This is a genomic window from Nocardiopsis sp. NPDC057823, from assembly GCF_042797335.1.
Classification (GTDB): domain Bacteria; phylum Actinomycetota; class Actinomycetes; order Streptosporangiales; family Streptosporangiaceae; genus Nocardiopsis; species Nocardiopsis changdeensis.
This window is the reverse complement of sequence record NZ_JBHVLR010000012.1, coordinates 76,840-91,854: the sequence shown is the minus strand read 5'-3', so window position 1 is coordinate 91,854 and position 15,015 is coordinate 76,840. Positions and strand designations below refer to the sequence as shown.

The following is a 15,015-nucleotide window of genomic DNA, read 5'->3' as shown; positions in this document are numbered from 1 at the left end:
TGCGCGGGGCTCACTGCCAGCCTCCGAGAGCGGGCAGGCACCGCAGCGGTCCATCCCCGCGTGCGCGGGGCTCACTCGGCGGGCCGCCGCCAGCCGCGCGGCGAGTTCGGTCCATCCCCGCGTGCGCGGGGCTCACAGTTAATGACCTGGGACAATGCGGGGCGTTATCTCTGCGTTATGCGAGTACCAATGGGCTGTAGCCGAGGACTTCGGACACTGTGGCATGGGGCCGGGGCGGGCTCAAGGAGGGGAAGGCAAAGGAGGGCAAGGCACCTGTGGCTCCCGGCCGGGAGCCACAGGTGTCAGGGGGTGATGCGGCGGGCGGCCGACTCCCAGCGGGAACTCGGGCCCTCGGGGCGGTAGGTGACCGTCTCGGCGGAGGCGGCCACGATACGGCGCAGGGCGGCCAGGTCGCCGTCCACGGCCCCGACGGCGCGGGCCTGCACCAGCAGGTTGCCCATGGCGGTCCCCTCGGCGGGGCCGGCGACGACGGGGAGGCCGACGGCGTCGGCGGTGAGCCGGCAGAGCAGCGTGTTGTTGGCGCCCCCGCCGACGATGTGGACCACGTCCACGTTCCGTCCGCTGAGCTCGGCGGCCTGGTGGACGGCCCGGCGGTAGGCCAGGGCCAGCGAGTCCAGGATGCAGCGCACGAACCCGGCCTCGCTCTCGGGCGGGCGCTGGCCGGTCTCGGCGGCGAACGCGGCGATGCGCGCGGGCATGTCCCCCGGCGGCAGGAACCGGGGGTCGTCCACGTCCACCACGCAGGCCAGGGCCGGCGCCCGGGCCGCGTGCTCCAGCAGGTCGGCCAGGTGCGCCTCCCGCCCCTGTTCGCGCCAGGTGCGCAGCGACTCCTGGAGGAGCCACAGGCCGCTGACGTTGCGCAGGTAGCGGACGGTGCCGTCCACACCGAGTTCGTTGGTGAAGTTCGCGGCCCGGGACGCCTCCGTGCGGACGGGGGCGTCCAGTTCCACCCCGACCAGGGACCACGTCCCCGAGGAGATGTAGGCGAAGTCCGCCGTGGCGGCGGGCACCGCGACCACCGCCGAGGCGGTGTCGTGGGAGCCCACCGCCACGAGCGGGGCGCCGCCGAGGTCGCCGCGCAGGGGCGCGACGACGGTTCCGGGTTCGACCAGGTCCGGGAGCAGGGCGCGGGCGTCCACGCCGAAGGATTCGGCGAGCACGTCCAGGCCGCGGGGGGCCCAGCGGCGTTCGCGGACGTCGACCAGGCCGGTGGTGGAGGCGTTGGTCAGCTCCGCGGCCTTCACCCCCGTCAGCCAGTACCCCAGCAGGTCGGGGACGAGCAGCAGGTCCCGGGCCGCCGCCAGGCGGGCGCTCCCCGCCTCGGCGGCCAGCTGGAACACCGTGTTGAACGGCTGCACCTGGAGGCCGTTGACCGCGTACATCGCGTCGGCGGGCCAGTGCCGGAAGACCTGCTCGGGGATCCCGTCGGTGCGGGCGTCCCGGTAGTGGACCGGGTTGCCCAGCAGGGCGCCGTCGGCGTCCAGCAGGCCGTAGTCCACCGCCCAGGAGTCCACCCCCACCGAGGCGAGCCTGTGGGCGCCGGCCGCCCGCCGCAGCCCCTCGACCGCCCCGGCGTACAGGGACAGCACGTCCCAGTGCAGGGTGGTGCGGTCGGCGGCGGGCACCGCGGTGGGGCCGTTGGCGAACCGGGTGACCTCCTCCGTGAGGAGCCGCCCGTCCCGGACCCGCCCCGCGATGACCCGGCCGCTGGACGCGCCCAGGTCGACCGCCGCGTGGACGGCGCTCATCGCAGGAACGCCGCGGCCACGCCGCCGTCCACGGGCACGTGCAGCCCCGTGGTGTGCGACAGGTCCCCCGCCGTCAGGGCGAAGACCGCGTTGGCCACGTGCTCGGGCAGGACCTCCCGGCCCAGGATGGTCCGCTGGGCGTAGAACCTGCCCAGGTCCTCCTCCTCGACCCCGTACACCTTGGCGCGCTGGGCACCCCACCCTCCGGCGAAGATCCCCGACCCGCGCACCACGCCGTCCGGGTTGATCCCGTTGACGCGGATGCCGTGGCCGCCCAGCTCGGCGGCGAGCAGCCGCACCTGGTGGGCCTGGTCGGCCTTGACCGCGGAGTAGGCGATGTTGTTGGGTCCGGCGAACACGGCGTTCTTGGACGCGATGTAGACGATGTCGCCGCCCATGCCCTGCGCGATCATGAGGCGCGCCGCCTCGCGGGACACCAGGAACGACCCCTTGGCCATCACGTCGTGCTGGAGGTCCCAGTCCTGTTCGGTGGTCTCCAGCAGCGGCTTGGAGATGGACAGCCCCGCGTTGTTGACGACCAGGTCCACGCCGCCGAACGCCAGGGCGGCCTCGCGCAGCGCGCGGGCCACGGCGTCGGCGTCGCTGACGTCGCAGGCCACGCCGACGGCGACGTCGGAGTTCCCCAGTTCGGCGGCGGCCGCGGCGGCCTTGTCGGCGTCGAGGTCGGCCACGACCACGCACGCCCCCTCGGCCGCCAGCCGGGTCGCGATCGCCTTGCCGATGCCGCTGGCGGCGCCGGTCACCAGGGCGACCCGGGTGGCCAGCGGCTTGGGCTTCGGGAGCCGGGCCAGCTTGGCCTCCTCCAGCGCCCAGTACTCGATGCGGAACTTCTCCGACTCCTCGATGGGCCGGTAGGTGGAGAGCGCCTCCGCGCCGCGCATCACGTTGATGGCGTTGACGTAGAACTCCCCCGCCACCCGCGCGGTCTTGGCGTCCTTGCCGAAGGAGAACATCCCCACGCCCGGGACCAGCACGATCGCCGGGTCGGCGCCGCGGATGGCCGGGCTGTCGGGGGTGGCGTGGCGCTCGTAGTAGGCGCTGTACTCGGCCCGGTACTCCTCGTGCAGCTCCTTCAGCCGCGCGACGGCCTCCTCCAGCGGGGCGTCGGCGGGCAGGTCCAGGACCATCGGCCGGACCTTGGTGCGCAGGAAGTGGTCCGGGCAGGAGGTGCCCAGGGCGGCCAGGCGCGGGTGCTCGGCGCGGGACAGGAAGTCCAGGACCGCGTCGCTGTCGGTGAACCGCCCGACCTGGGGGTGGTCGGTGGAGGCCAGGCCGCGGATGACGGGGGCCAGGGCGGCCGCCCGCTCGCGGCGTTCGGCCTCCGGCAGGGCCTCGCGGCCGGGCAGGACCGGGCCGAAGGGCTCGGGGCGGCCGCGCTCGGCGATGAAGCGCTCGGCGGTGCGGATGATCTCCAGGGAGTTGGCCTGGGACTCCTCGCTGGTCGCGCCCCAGGCGGTGATGCCGTGGCCGCCCAGGATGGCGCCGATGGCGTTCGGGTTCTCCTTCGCGATGGCGGCGATGTCCAGGCCGAGCTGGAAGCCGGGACGGCGCCAGGGCACCCACACGACGCGGTCGCCGAAGCACTCGCGGGTGAGGGCCTCGCCGTCGGCGGCGGTGGCCAGGGCGATGCCGGAGTCGGGGTGCAGGTGGTCGACGTGCGGGGCGTCGACCAGGCCGTGCATGGCGGTGTCGATGGAGGGGGCGGCTCCGCCCTTGCCGAAGAGGCAGTGGTCGAACGCGGCGACCATCTCGTCCTCGCGCTCCTCGCCGGGGTAGACGTCCACCAGGGCGCGCAGCCGGTCCAGGCGCAGGACGGCCAGGCCGTCCTCGGTGAGGGTGCCCAGGTCGCCGCCGGAGCCCTTGACCCACAGGATCTCGACGGGCTCGCCGGTGACGGGGTCGGTGCGCTCGCCCTTGGCGGAGGTGTTGCCGCCGGCGAAGTTGGTGTTGCGCGGGTCGGCGCCCAGGGTGTTGCTGCGGGCGATCAGCTGGTCGACGACGGTGTCGGACACGGGGTCCCCCTGTACTGAGGTGCGGTCTGCGCGTTCGGTGCGGTCGGTCTGCCGGGGTCCGGTGGTGCTCACGCGCCCCACCCGGCCTGGGTGCCGCCCTTGCGCTCGGCGACGACGCGCTCCGTGTAGCCGGAGCGGGCGTGCGCGGCCATGGGGTCGGGGTCCAGACCCTGCTCGGCGCGGAGGTCGGCCAGCAGCGGGCGCACGTCGGTGTTGTAGGCGTCCATGAGGACGGCGTTGGCGGCCAGGACGTCACCCTCGCGCTGGGCGTCGGCCAGGGCGTCGGCGTCCACGAGCAGGGCCTTGGCGGTGGCCTCCTGCACGTTCATGACCGAGCGGATCTGGCCGGCGATCTTGGGCTCGATGTTGTGGCACTGGTCGAGCATGAACGCGACCTGCGTGTCGGCGTCCAGCCCGCCGCCGCGGACGACCTCGTACATGATGCGGAAGAGCTGGAAGGGGTCGGCGGAGCCGACCATGAGGTCGTCGTCGGCGTAGAAGCGCGAGTTGAAGTCGAAGGCGCCGAGCTTCCCCGCGCGGAGCAGGAAGGCGACGATGAACTCGATGTTGGTGTGGGCGGCGTGGTGGCCGGTGTCCACGCACACGACGGCGCGGTCGCCCAGTTCCAGGCAGTGGGCGTAGGCGGTGCCCCAGTCCGGGACGTCGGTGGCGTAGAAGGCGGGCTCGAAGAGCTTGTACTCCAGCAGCATGCGCTGGTCGGGGCCGAGCCGGTCGTAGACCTCGGACAGGGCCTGGGCGAGGCGGTCCTGGCGGGCGCGCAGGTCGTCCTGGCCGGGGTAGTTGGTGCCGTCGGAGAACCACAGCTTGAGGTCGCGCGAGCCGGTGGCGTCCATGATGTCGACGCACTCCAGGAGGTGGTCGACCGCCTTGCGGCGCACGGCGGGGTCGGGGTTGGTGACGCTGCCGAGCATGTAGTCGTCGTCCTGGAACACGTTGGAGTTGATGGCTCCGATGGAGATGCCCAGCCCGCGGGCGTGCTCGGCCAGGGCGGCGTAGTCGTCGACCCGGTCCCAGGGGATGTGCAGGGCGACGGTGGGGGCCACGCCGGTGAGGCGGTGGACCTGGGCGGCGTCGGCGAGCTTCTCCCACGGGTCGCGGGGGACGCCCTGCTGCGCGAAGACCTTGAAGCGGGTGCCGGAGTTGCCGAACGCCCAGGAGGGGAGCTCGATGTGCTGGCGCCGCAGGACCTCCAGGGCGCCCGCGCGACGGTCGGAGGAGGGTGTGGCCACGGCGGATCTCCGTTCGCTGCTGCTGTGTCGACCAGGTGCCGCCTGAACAAGGCACTTGAATCGTTTTAAACAATGCTGAGCGAAGATTATCCCTGGGGTGGGAAGGGCGTCAAGATGCGATTATGCCGTGGAACACATCCCTGGCCACCGGCTTGCTGAATCGTTTTTACCATGGTGCGGCCCGGCGCGGCCCGAAGCGGCGGCCGTACACGGCGAAGGGCGGCCCGGCGATGATCCGCCGGACCGCCCCGCGGTCGTTTCGGTCGCCCGTACCGGGCCGCCCGTACTCGGTCACCCGTCCCGGTCCTCGGGCCCCGACCCTCGGGGCCGAGGCCTCGGGTCCCGGCTCTCGGGCCCGGTCCGTCAGTCGCTCCCGCCGGACCAGGGCAGCGTCTCCGGGTGCTCCTCCGCCCGGTGCGGGATCACCACCACCGGGACCTCGGCCCCGTGCAGCACCGCCTGGCTGACCGACCCCAGGAACAGCCCGCGCAGGCCACCCCGGCCGCGCGAGCCGACCACCACCAGGTCGGCGTTCTCCGCCTCCGCCAGCAGCGCCCGCTCCGGGGCCTGGCGGCTGCGCACCACCGACACGTCGACGCCCTCCGCCTCGTCGCCGACCTCCTCGAACATCGCGGCGACCAGCTCACCCGAACGCTGCTCCAGCAGCTCCTCCGGCGGGGTCCACCCCGAGGCGGCCAGCGCCTCGGGGGCGAAGGGGGTGGCCATCTCCCAGCTGTGCACCACCGTCACCGCGGACCCGTCCTCGCGCGCCCGCCCCAGGGCGAACCGGAGGACGTGCAGGGAGGCTTCCGAGCCGTCCACCCCGACCACGGTGCGGTTCCTGCGGCCGGCGTGCGCCCACTTCTCCGGAACCACCGCCACCGGGCAGTGCGCCCGGGCGGCCAGGCGCACCGAGGTGGAGCCCATCACCGCCGAGCGCAGCGCGCCCAGCCCGCGCGAGCCCACCACCAGCAGGTCGTCGTGCCCGGCCCGCTCCAGCAGCGCCGGGGCGGGGTCGTCCATCACCAGGGACACCTCCACCCGGGCCGCCGGGAACAGCCCGCGCACCCGGTCGGCGGCGGCGCTCAGGGTCTGTTCCCCGTGCGCGATCAGCTGCTGGGTCGCCGAGGGGCGCGTGGGCCCCTCGGACATCACCACGATCGGCATCGGCAGCGCGAGCACGATGTCCAGCGGGCGCCCGGTCCGCTCGGCCTCGGCGGCCGCCCATTCCAGGGCGGCGTCGGCGTGCCCGGACCCGTCCACGCCCAGGACGATCTTGGGGGACCGTGGGTCGTCGTCTGTCATCGGCGGACTCCTCCTGTATCGACGTCCTCACGGGTCACCTGCCCTCGCACCGGGGCCGAAAACACCGCGTAGGGCCCGCCGGGGCGGGCCCTACGCCCCCTGCCGCGGGGGCTCACAGGTCCACGACGACCTTGACCTGGTCGCCGGGCGGGGCGGCGAACACCTCGGCGGCCTCGGCCAGCGGCACCCGCCGGGTGATCAGCCGCTCCAGCCAGGCGTGGTCGGCCTTCTCCAGGGCTCCGGCGGCCTGCTCGTAGTGGCGCCGGTTGGCGTTGACCGAGCCGAACAGCACGTCGTTCTCCAGGACCAGGCGCCGGCCCATGAGGTCGGAGTCGATCTGCACCGGCCCGCCGGCGCTGCCCAGGCCGACGAAGCACACGATGCCGTCGGCGGCGTTGTGCTCCATGGCGTCGAGGATGACCGGGGTGGCCCCGGTGGTCTCGACGATGACGTCCAGCGGCACCCGCGCGGCCAGGTCGGCCACGCTGCCGGTGTGGTAGGTGGCACCCAGGGCCGCCACCAGCTCCGGTTTGACGCCCTCCTCGGCCCGGTCCAGGACGTGCACGTCCAGGCCGCGCTGCACGCCCAACAGGGCGGCGAGCAGGCCGATCGGGCCGGCCCCGGTGACCAGGACGGTCTCCGGGTCGAACCAGGCGCGGCCGCCGATGCGCTCGATCTGCTCCCAGGCCTTGGCGACGACGGTGGCGGGCTCCATGAGGACGCCGACCCGCTCCAGGGCCGGGGCCAGGGCCACCGCGTAGTCGGCCTCCACCGTCCACTGCTGGGAACCGAAGCCGTCGAGTTCCTTGATGCCGCGCTCGGTGAATTCGCCGTTGCGGCACATGTCGAACTCGCCGTGGCCGCAGGGCCCGCAGGGCAGCGGGTCGGGGCGGCGCACGATGCCCACCACCAGGTCGCCCGGGGAGAACCCGCTGCCGGGCGGGGCCTGGCGGACCCGGCCCAGGGACTCGTGTCCCAGGATGAGGCGGTCGCGGCCGGGCGGAGCGGCGCCGTACTCGCCGCCGGCGATCTCGCGGTCGGTGCCGCACACCCCCAGGGCGATCCCGTCGACGAGGAGGTCGTTCTCCCCGGGCACGGGGGGCTCGACGTCCTCCACCCGCACCGATCCGTTCCTCATGGGTTCCACTGTGAGCGCCTTCATCCGTCCCCCGCCGTGTCCGGTCCTTTCGGGCGCGGCCGGGCGGCCGCACCCGGAGTGGTTCCCCCGTCGGGGTCCGGGCATGGCCCGCGGACGGTGTCTTGACCCGGCCGTGTCCGGCGCTTGGGGCGGACCCGAGTGCCCGGCCCCGCGCCAGGTCGGCCCGGCGCGGCCGGTGGGGATGGCGGGTCCGATGGGGATGGCGAGGGCTGGGCTGTTGCGCGGTGGGGCGGGGTGGTGTTAGGCAAGGCTGACCGAATCGCCCCCCTTCCCCCGGAGGTCGCCGTGCCCCACCCCTCCCTCAGCCGACGCGCCCTGCTGGCCGGTACCGCGGGCGCGCTGGGGCTGGCCGCGGCCGGCTGCGGCCGGGGCCGCGACGACGCGGACCCGGGCGCGTCCGCGGGCCGCGGCGGGTACCCGCTGACCGTGGAGCACAGGTTCGGCGCCACCGAGATCCCCGCCGAACCCCAGCGGATCGTCACAGTGGGCCTGACCGACGTGGACGCCGTGCTGGCCCTGGGCGCGGGCCCGCGGCTGGTGGGCGTCACCAACTTCTACGAGGAGTTCGCCCACGGGGTCTGGCCGTGGGCGCAGGGCTCGCTGGGCGGGGCCGCGCCGGAGGTGATGCCGCGGCCGGAGGGCGACCGGCCCGACCTGGAGCTCATCGCCACCCTGGAACCGGATCTGATCGTCGGGCTGTACAGCGGCCTGACGCAGGAGGACTACGACGCCCTGTCGGTGCTGGCGCCCACGGTCGCCCAGCTCGGCGACTTCCCCGACTGGGGTGCGCCCTGGGACGAGATGACTCTGGCGATCGGCCGGGCGCTGGACCGGGAGGAGGAGGCCGCCGGGCTCGTCGCCGGAGTGGAGGCGCGGTTCGCCGAGATGAGCGCGGCCCACCCGCGGTTCCAGGGGGCCGGCGCCGTGGTCGCCGAGCGGTTCGACCGGACCTTCGTGGTGCGCTCCCCCACCGACCCGCGCACGCGGTTCCTGGAGGCGCTGGGGTTCGAGACGCCGGCGGAGATCGCCGAGCTGACCGGGGACTCCGACGCCGCCCCGCTGCCGGAGGAGGACTTCGAGCTGCTCGACCGCGACCTGCTGCTGTGGAACGCCGGGTTCAGCCCGGGGCTGCGCGAGGACCTGGCCGACCACCGGGTGTACCAGAGCCTGGACGTGGCGGCGCAGGGGCGCGCGCTCATCGTGGACGACGTGGTGGTGTCGGGCGCGCTGACCTGGAGCACGGTGCTGAGCCTGCCGTACGCGCTGGAGCAGCTGGTCCCGCGCATCGCCGCCGCCGTCGACGGCGCCCCGGACACACCCGCCTGAGCAGGGCGCCCGCCACCGCCACCGCCACGGCGCGGAGTGTCCCCCGGCTGCGGCAGCATGTCCGGTATGAACACCTCCCAGGCATACCGCGACAGAGCACGCGAAGCGGGCGTCCCCGAACACGCCATCGACCTGGCGCTGAGCCTCGTCCTGCCCCAGACCGAGCTCAGTCCCTCGAACAGGGACGGCGGCGCCCCGGTCGGGCGGTACGGCGGCCTCCCCTCGCTTCCCGAGGGCATGGAGTGGGACAACGGCCTGGACCTGGTCGCGACCGTCGACTGCGCCGCCCTCCCCCCGGACGGCTGCCACCTCCCGCTGCCGCGCGAGGGCCACCTGCTGTTCTTCACCGACAGGACCGACCCCGACTGCCAGACGTCGGGGCAGGTCTCCGACTCCGTGGTCTACGTCCCCGCGGGAACGCCCACGACCGAGCGCGCACTCCCCGAGGACGGCAGCGCCCTCCCCGTCATCGAACCGCGCCCTCTCTACGCCCGGGTCGTCCCGAGCCTGCCGACGAGCGCCGACGACGCGGTCCTCTCCGACCCGGAGACCGCGCGCCTCTACGAGGAGTACCAGCTGGAGGACCACGGCCACCGGACGGTGGAGTGGGAGGACGGCATCATCCTGGGCGGATACGCCTACTCGCCGCAGGACCCGCCCATCATGGACTCCTCCCCCGAGGACGAGAAGGGGGGCTGGGTGCTGCTGGCCCAGGCCCAGCTGGACATGCCCGAGGACCCCGGGATCGTGGCGTGCCCGTTCTGGATCATCCAGCGCGACGAGCTCCGGGCCCGGAACTTCGCGGCGGCGGAAATGGTGATGTGGTCCTACCACTGAGGCGGTCCCGGGGCCCCGCGTCCCGGTCCGGAGGGTGATCCGGAGCCGGGAACCGGGCCCGGGCTCCGGGTCCGGACTCCGGGGACCCGAGGTCAGGCGGGGGCGCGGACGGCGCCCAGGGCCCGGGCCGTCGCGTCGTCGGCCGGGAAGAACGACTCGATGGCGAGCTCGGAGACGGTGACGTCCAGCGGGGTGCCGAACGTCGCCACCGTGGACAGGAACGACAGCTCCCGCCCGCCCAGGCGCAGCCGCAGGGGCACCGCGATGGGCGGCGTCCCGCGGGGCGGCCCCGGGTCGCCGCCCGGGTAGGCGGCCAGCTCCCGGTAGAGCCCGGCCAGGCCGGCGTCGCCGGACCAGTCGGCCTGGAGGCGCAGTCGGTGCAGCAGGTGCGCCCGCCACTGGTCGAGGTTGACGATGGCGGGCGCCATGCCGCGCGGGTGCAGGCCCAGCCGCAGCACGTTCACGGGCGGGGCCAGCAGGTCGGGATCGACCGCCTCCAGGAACAGGCCGATCCCGGTATTGGCCTCGATGAGGGTCCAGTCGCGGTCCACGACCACCGCCGGATACGGGTCGTGCCCGGCCAGGATCCGGCGGACGGCCTCCCGCACCGGGCCCATGTCGGCGTCGTCCAGCGGGCGTTCGGCGAAGACCGGTGCGTACCCCGCGGCGAGCAGCAGCCGGTTGCGCTCGCGCAGGGGGACGTCCAGGCACTCGGCCAGCCGCAGGATCATCTCGCGGCCCGGGCGGGAGCGGCCGGTCTCCACGAAGCTCAGGTGGCGGGCGGAGACCCCGGCACGCAGCGACAGCTCCAGCTGGCTGAGCCTGCGGCGGCCGCGCCACTCCCTGAGGAGCCCGCCGGCCTCCGCGCGCTCGGTCGTCCCGGTCACTCCGCCCCCTTCCCCGGTTGCTGCGGACCACCTTAGACGGGCGGTGCGTCAGGCCAGGTCCGCGCGGCCCAGGGCGCCGGCCTCCAGGGCGGCCAGCCCGGCGACGGCGCCCGCCTGCACCAGCAGGAACGCCGTGCCGAACCCGTTCGGGTCGACCAGGACGCCCAGGCCCAGGGCGCCGGTGGCCGCGACCCAGACGGCGTTGATCGCGATGACGGCCCGTACCGCCGCGCGGGTCAGGCCGCGCCCCGAGGCCAGCAGGGCCAGCCAGGCGCCGAAGCCCAGCAGGAAGACCCCCGCCGGGACGAGCAGGGCGGCGGGCAGGGCGAGCAGGCCCGGCAGCCACGGGGAGGCGGCGGTGAGCAGCGCTCCGGCGGCGAGGCAGGTGGCCGCGTCGGTGCCCAGCAGCAGGCGCAGCGGCCGGGTGGCGGAGGCGGTGGCGGGAGCGGTACGGGTGGTCATGGTGGTTCCCCTTCCGGGTCGTGTCCGTCGACACCACCGAGCATCCCGGCCGGAGGGAAGGGCGTCGATTACCTCTCGGGTAATCGAGGACGCGAACAGCCCCGTTGAACTGCGCGAACACGAATCAGATCCGTTGCGCGAAGGTTCGGCGGGAGGGGTCCGCGTGAGCGGTCCCGGCGGGACGGAGGGGCGGTCGGCCGGAGAGGGCGCCCCACGGCCGGGGTGGGAACGAGGGCGTCCGGGCGGGGAGACGGCATCCGGAAGCGGCGCCCCACAGAGGTGGGGAGGGAAGGCGGCGCCCAGGTGCAGCGCTCATGGGCACGGCTCGGCGGCACGGGCGCCCTGGAGGCGACCCCGATACCCCTACCTGGTTGGGGAATGTAGACTGCCGCCGTGACCGCGACGACGCAGCGACCCGCCTTCGCCCCGGGGCTCTCCCCGTGGGTGCGGGCGCTGCTGCTCGCGGTGCTGCTGGCCGCCTTCGGTGCCATGCACACGCTCGGCCACGCCGACCACGGGGACCGCGGCCACGGTGCCGCGCACGCGGCACCCGCCGCCCAGGCGGCGCACGGTGCGCACCCCGCGCCCGCCGCCCACACGGCGCCCGTCGCGCACACCCTCTCCGGGGCGCACGTGGAGCCGGTCCTGGAGACCGCCTCCTCCGCGCTGCCGGAGCTGGACCCCACGTCGGTGTGCCCCACGCTCGCCGGCCCCGGGCTGCCGTGGGCCGGGCTCGCCGCAACGGCCTTCACGCCCTGGCCCGGGCCGCCCGCGCCCGCCGCCGCGACCGGTGCCCTGCGCGGCGACGACCCGCCGTCGGTGGCCGCCGGGAAGCGTCCGGTCCTCTCCGATCTCCAGGTGTTCCGTATATAGGATCCGCGCGGGCGCCGGACGGTCCCGCGCGGCCGCTCCGCGCCCGCCTCTCGCCGATAGCACGGAGAACACCCACAGACGAGAGGAAACGAGGTCGCCATGACCTTCGTGAACCGTGCCCTCAAGGGCACCGCCGCCGCACTCTTCGCCGCACTGGCCCTGGCCGCCTGCGGCACCGACGACGCCCCGGCCGACCCCCGGGAGCCGGCCGCGCAGGAGAGCGCCGCGGAGTTCAACGACGCCGACGTGCACTTCGCGCAGATGATGATCCCGCACCACGAGCAGGCCGTGGCCATGGCCGACCTGGCGCAGACCCGCGCCGGGGAGGAGGTCTCCGACCTGGCCGAGCGCATCCGCGACGCCCAGGGGCCCGAGATCGAGCAGATGACCGGGCTGCTGGAGTCCTGGGGCGCGGACACCTCCCCGGAGGGGATGGAGCACTCGGACGGGATGATGGAGGGCATGCTCTCCGAGGAGCAGATGGCCGATCTGGAGTCCGCCGAGGGCGAGGAGTTCGACCGCCTGTTCCTGGAGCACATGATCGCCCACCACGAGGGCGCGGTGGCGATGGCCGAGGCCGAGCTGGCCGAGGGGGTCGACCCCGAGGCCCGCGCGCTGGCGCAGGAGATCGTGGACGCGCAGGAGGAGGAGATCGCGGAGATGCAGGGGATGCTGGGCACCGGGCCCGCCCCGGACGCGCCCTCCGGGTCCCCCGAGGGGCACGAGGGGCACTGATCCGCCCGTGCGGGGCCCGGCGTGCCACCGGCGCGCCGGGCCCCGCCCACCCGGTCCCCTCCAGGACCGGTCCCGCACAGCCGGTCGGCGTCCCCGGGTGGTCGTCTCCCCGGCGACCGGCACGGTCCGCCTCCTGCCCCGGTCGTTCCCGCCGGGGGTCGGGGCGCTCCGGCTGTGAGCGAAATATGCCCCGGGATGCCCCGTATGAGCGAACCTTTTCCGGGGACGGGAGTCTTATAGGACACCAGCGTTCTAAGGAAACGAGGACCCACAGTGATGGGCACGATCCCCCCGTCGGCTCCGGGCCGGTTCGGCATCGCTCTGGCGGCGCTCGCGCTCGCGGCGACCGCCTGCACCTCCTCGGACGGAGGCGACGACCCCGGCGGTTCGGGCTCCGAGGCCGCGGTCCTCACCATCGCCCCCGAGGCCGGCGCGGAGGCCGTCGCCCCGAACACACCGGTCACCGTCACCGCGGAGAACGGGACCATCTCCGAGGTCACGGTCGACCAGGTGGTCCCCGGCCAGGCCGAGGACGAGGCCTCCCCCTTCGAGATGACCGGCACCCTCAGCGAGGACGGCACCGCCTGGACCGCCGACTGGAACCTGGCCCCCGGCGCCGACGTGACCGTCACCGCCACCGCGGAGAACGCGGACGGCGAGCCCACCGAACTGGTGCACGAGTTCACCACCGAGGCGGCGGTCGAGGGGCAGCGCCTGGAGCTGAGCCACAACTTCCCCACCTCGGGTGAGACCGTGGGCGTGGGCATGCCGATCACCATCGGCTTCGACCTCCCGGTCACCGAGAAGACCGCGGTGGAGAACTCCCTCAAGGTGGTCTCCGAGCAGGGCGTGGCGGGGTCGTGGCGGTGGCTCGACGACAAGACCGTCGTGTTCCGGCCCGAGACCTACTGGGAGCCCTACCAGCAGGTGAGCGTGGAGATGCACCTGGCGGGCGTGCGGGCCGCCGAGGGGGTGTACGGGGTGCGGGACCACCGCCTGGAGTTCGAGATCGGCCGCGAGCTGCGCATGGACATGAACGTGCCCGACCACGAGATGGTCGTCACCGTCGACGGCGAGGAGGTGCGCACCATCCCGGTGAGCAACGGCGACGGGACGTCGAACTTCTCCACCACCAGCAGCGGCGTCCACGTGCTCATGGAGCGGTACGAGACGCTGCTCATGGACTCCGACACGGTCGAACTGCCCGCGGGGCGCAACGGGTACAGCACCACGGTGCAGTACGCGGTGCGGACGTCCAACAGCGGCGAGTTCGTCCACGAGGCGTCCTACAACGGCAACATCGGCAGCGCCAACACCTCCAACGGGTGCACCAACCTGCGGATGGACGACGCCCGGTGGTTCTTCGAGAACACCCTGATGGGCGACGTCCTGGAGACCACCGGGACCGACCGCGTCAAGGAGTGGGACAACGGCTGGGGCTACTGGCAGCTGAGCTGGGACGAGTGGCTGGCCGAGAGCGCCACGGGCGAGCCGCAGGTCACCGACGGCTCCAACCCGCCGGGGTCGCCGTTCGGCGCGCAGGCCGACGAAGCGGACGAGGAGTAGGCGCGAACGCCTCCGGGGGCGCGGGCCGATCCGGGCCCGCGCCCCCGCCGTCCTCCCTCCGGGCCGGGGGCTCCGGGAAGCGGGCGGGCACGGCGCCCCGGCGGCCCTCGGGGCACGGGCCCGGGAGATGGCGGGGATCCGGGGCGTCGAGCACGATGAGTTCCGCGGCGGAGCCTGGTCGGTACCACCGACACGTCGTCGAACGAACGCGAGGAGAGCGCCATGACCGCCACCTACACCTGGGACGTCTTCTCCACCCTTGACGGCTACGGCTCCTACGGCCCCGACGGGGACTGGGGAGGGTACTGGGGCAAGCAGGGACCGGAGTTCCTCGCCGACCGCCGCGCCGTGCTCGGCGCGGACCAGCGCCTGGTCCTCGGGGCGGCCACCTTCCGGCAGTTCACGGAGCTGCTGGGCCCGATCCCCGAGGCCGAACTCGACCCGGTGAACGCCCGGATGCGGAGCATGCCGACCACGGTGGTGTCGACGACGCTCACCGGCCCCCTGGACTGGCCGGACGCGACCCTCGCGGCCGGTGACGCCGTGGACGTGGTCGCCCGGCTCAAGGAGGAGTCCGGGGTGCCGCTGCGCTCACACGGCAGCCTGTCGATGAACCGGGCGCTGATGGCCGCCGGGCTCGTCGACCTCCTCCAGGTGACGCTCTTCCCCGTGGTCAGCGGCCGGACCGGGACCGGCCGGATCTTCGAGGGGGCGGCCGACTTCGACCTCGAACTGGTGGCGAGCCGGACGTTCGACGGCCGTATCCAGGAGCTCGTCTACCGGCCCGCCCTGCACGACTGAGAGGCGGGCACA

At 74.2% G+C, this 15,015-nt stretch carries 13 protein-coding genes and 1 CRISPR repeat array (1 of these 14 only partly in view); of the genes, 6 read left to right on the top strand and 7 right to left on the bottom strand.

From position 1 onward, the window contains the following. A CRISPR array of direct repeats spans window positions 1–136; the repeat unit is 29 nt; unit sequence CGGTCCATCCCCGCGTGCGCGGGGCTCAC; it reaches 563 nt to the left of the window's first position. A gap of 166 nt (window positions 137–302) precedes the next feature. The 5 genes from ACFVNO_RS19770 to ACFVNO_RS19750 all read right to left on the bottom strand — a co-directional run bounded on the left by ACFVNO_RS19770 (window position 303) and on the right by ACFVNO_RS19750 (window position 7,519). Beyond that, window positions 303–1,769, bottom strand: a complete 1,467-nt coding sequence (locus ACFVNO_RS19770; RefSeq protein WP_378894449.1) for a rhamnulokinase family protein — start codon at window positions 1,767–1,769, stop codon at window positions 303–305. After that, window positions 1,766–3,883: a bifunctional aldolase/short-chain dehydrogenase gene (locus tag ACFVNO_RS19765; protein ID WP_378894446.1), complete on the bottom strand. Its 2,118-nt coding sequence runs from the start codon at window positions 3,881–3,883 to the stop codon at window positions 1,766–1,768. The genes ACFVNO_RS19770 and ACFVNO_RS19765 overlap by 4 nt, the downstream gene beginning before the upstream one ends. Next, complete coding sequence (gene rhaI / locus ACFVNO_RS19760) at window positions 3,871–5,052, bottom strand: L-rhamnose isomerase (RefSeq protein ID WP_355259302.1); 1,182 nt, start codon at window positions 5,050–5,052, stop codon at window positions 3,871–3,873. The genes ACFVNO_RS19765 and rhaI overlap by 13 nt, the downstream gene beginning before the upstream one ends. 363 nt (window positions 5,053–5,415) lie before the next feature. Next, on the bottom strand, window positions 5,416–6,357 hold the full coding sequence (locus ACFVNO_RS19755; RefSeq protein ID WP_378894443.1) for a universal stress protein: 942 nt from the start codon (window positions 6,355–6,357) through the stop codon (window positions 5,416–5,418). Window positions 6,358–6,469: 112 nt separating this feature from the next. Then, window positions 6,470–7,519: a glucose 1-dehydrogenase gene (locus tag ACFVNO_RS19750; protein ID WP_378894441.1), complete on the bottom strand. Its 1,050-nt coding sequence runs from the start codon at window positions 7,517–7,519 to the stop codon at window positions 6,470–6,472. 282 nt (window positions 7,520–7,801) lie between these two features. On the opposite strand from ACFVNO_RS19750, the gene ACFVNO_RS19745 reads away from it, so the two are divergent. Continuing rightward, window positions 7,802–8,842, top strand: coding sequence for an iron-siderophore ABC transporter substrate-binding protein (locus tag ACFVNO_RS19745; protein ID WP_378894439.1), 1,041 nt, complete (start codon window positions 7,802–7,804; stop codon window positions 8,840–8,842). Window positions 8,843–8,908: 66 nt separating this feature from the next. Continuing rightward, the gene (locus tag ACFVNO_RS19740) at window positions 8,909–9,679 is read left to right on the top strand and encodes a DUF1963 domain-containing protein (RefSeq protein ID WP_378894437.1); all 771 of its coding nucleotides are present in this window, start codon (window positions 8,909–8,911) and stop codon (window positions 9,677–9,679) included. A gap of 92 nt (window positions 9,680–9,771) precedes the next feature. Here ACFVNO_RS19740 and ACFVNO_RS19735 read toward each other — a convergent pair whose 3' ends face one another. Further along, window positions 9,772–10,566, bottom strand: coding sequence for a helix-turn-helix domain-containing protein (locus ACFVNO_RS19735; RefSeq protein WP_378894435.1), 795 nt, complete (start codon window positions 10,564–10,566; stop codon window positions 9,772–9,774). 48 nt (window positions 10,567–10,614) lie between these two features. Then, on the bottom strand, window positions 10,615–11,028 hold the full coding sequence (locus ACFVNO_RS19730; RefSeq protein ID WP_378894433.1) for a hypothetical protein: 414 nt from the start codon (window positions 11,026–11,028) through the stop codon (window positions 10,615–10,617). 393 nt (window positions 11,029–11,421) lie between these two features. Here ACFVNO_RS19730 and ACFVNO_RS19725 point away from each other — a divergent pair, with 393 nt between their 5' ends. From ACFVNO_RS19725 to ACFVNO_RS19710, 4 genes are all read left to right on the top strand, one after another. Then, complete coding sequence (locus ACFVNO_RS19725) at window positions 11,422–11,901, top strand: hypothetical protein (protein WP_378894430.1); 480 nt, start codon at window positions 11,422–11,424, stop codon at window positions 11,899–11,901. Window positions 11,902–12,000: 99 nt separating this feature from the next. Continuing rightward, window positions 12,001–12,636 carry a DUF305 domain-containing protein gene (locus tag ACFVNO_RS19720; RefSeq protein ID WP_355259278.1) on the top strand — a complete coding sequence of 212 codons (636 nt, stop codon included), beginning with the start codon at window positions 12,001–12,003 and terminating at the stop codon, window positions 12,634–12,636. Between the two features lie 273 nt (window positions 12,637–12,909). Then, entirely contained in the window at window positions 12,910–14,202 is a 1,293-nt protein-coding gene (locus ACFVNO_RS19715) for an Ig-like domain-containing protein (protein ID WP_378894427.1), read from the top strand. A 222-nt stretch (window positions 14,203–14,424) separates the two neighbouring features. Continuing rightward, window positions 14,425–15,003 carry a dihydrofolate reductase family protein gene (locus tag ACFVNO_RS19710; RefSeq protein WP_378894424.1) on the top strand — a complete coding sequence of 193 codons (579 nt, stop codon included), beginning with the start codon at window positions 14,425–14,427 and terminating at the stop codon, window positions 15,001–15,003. The last annotated feature ends 12 nt before the right edge of the window (window positions 15,004–15,015 follow it).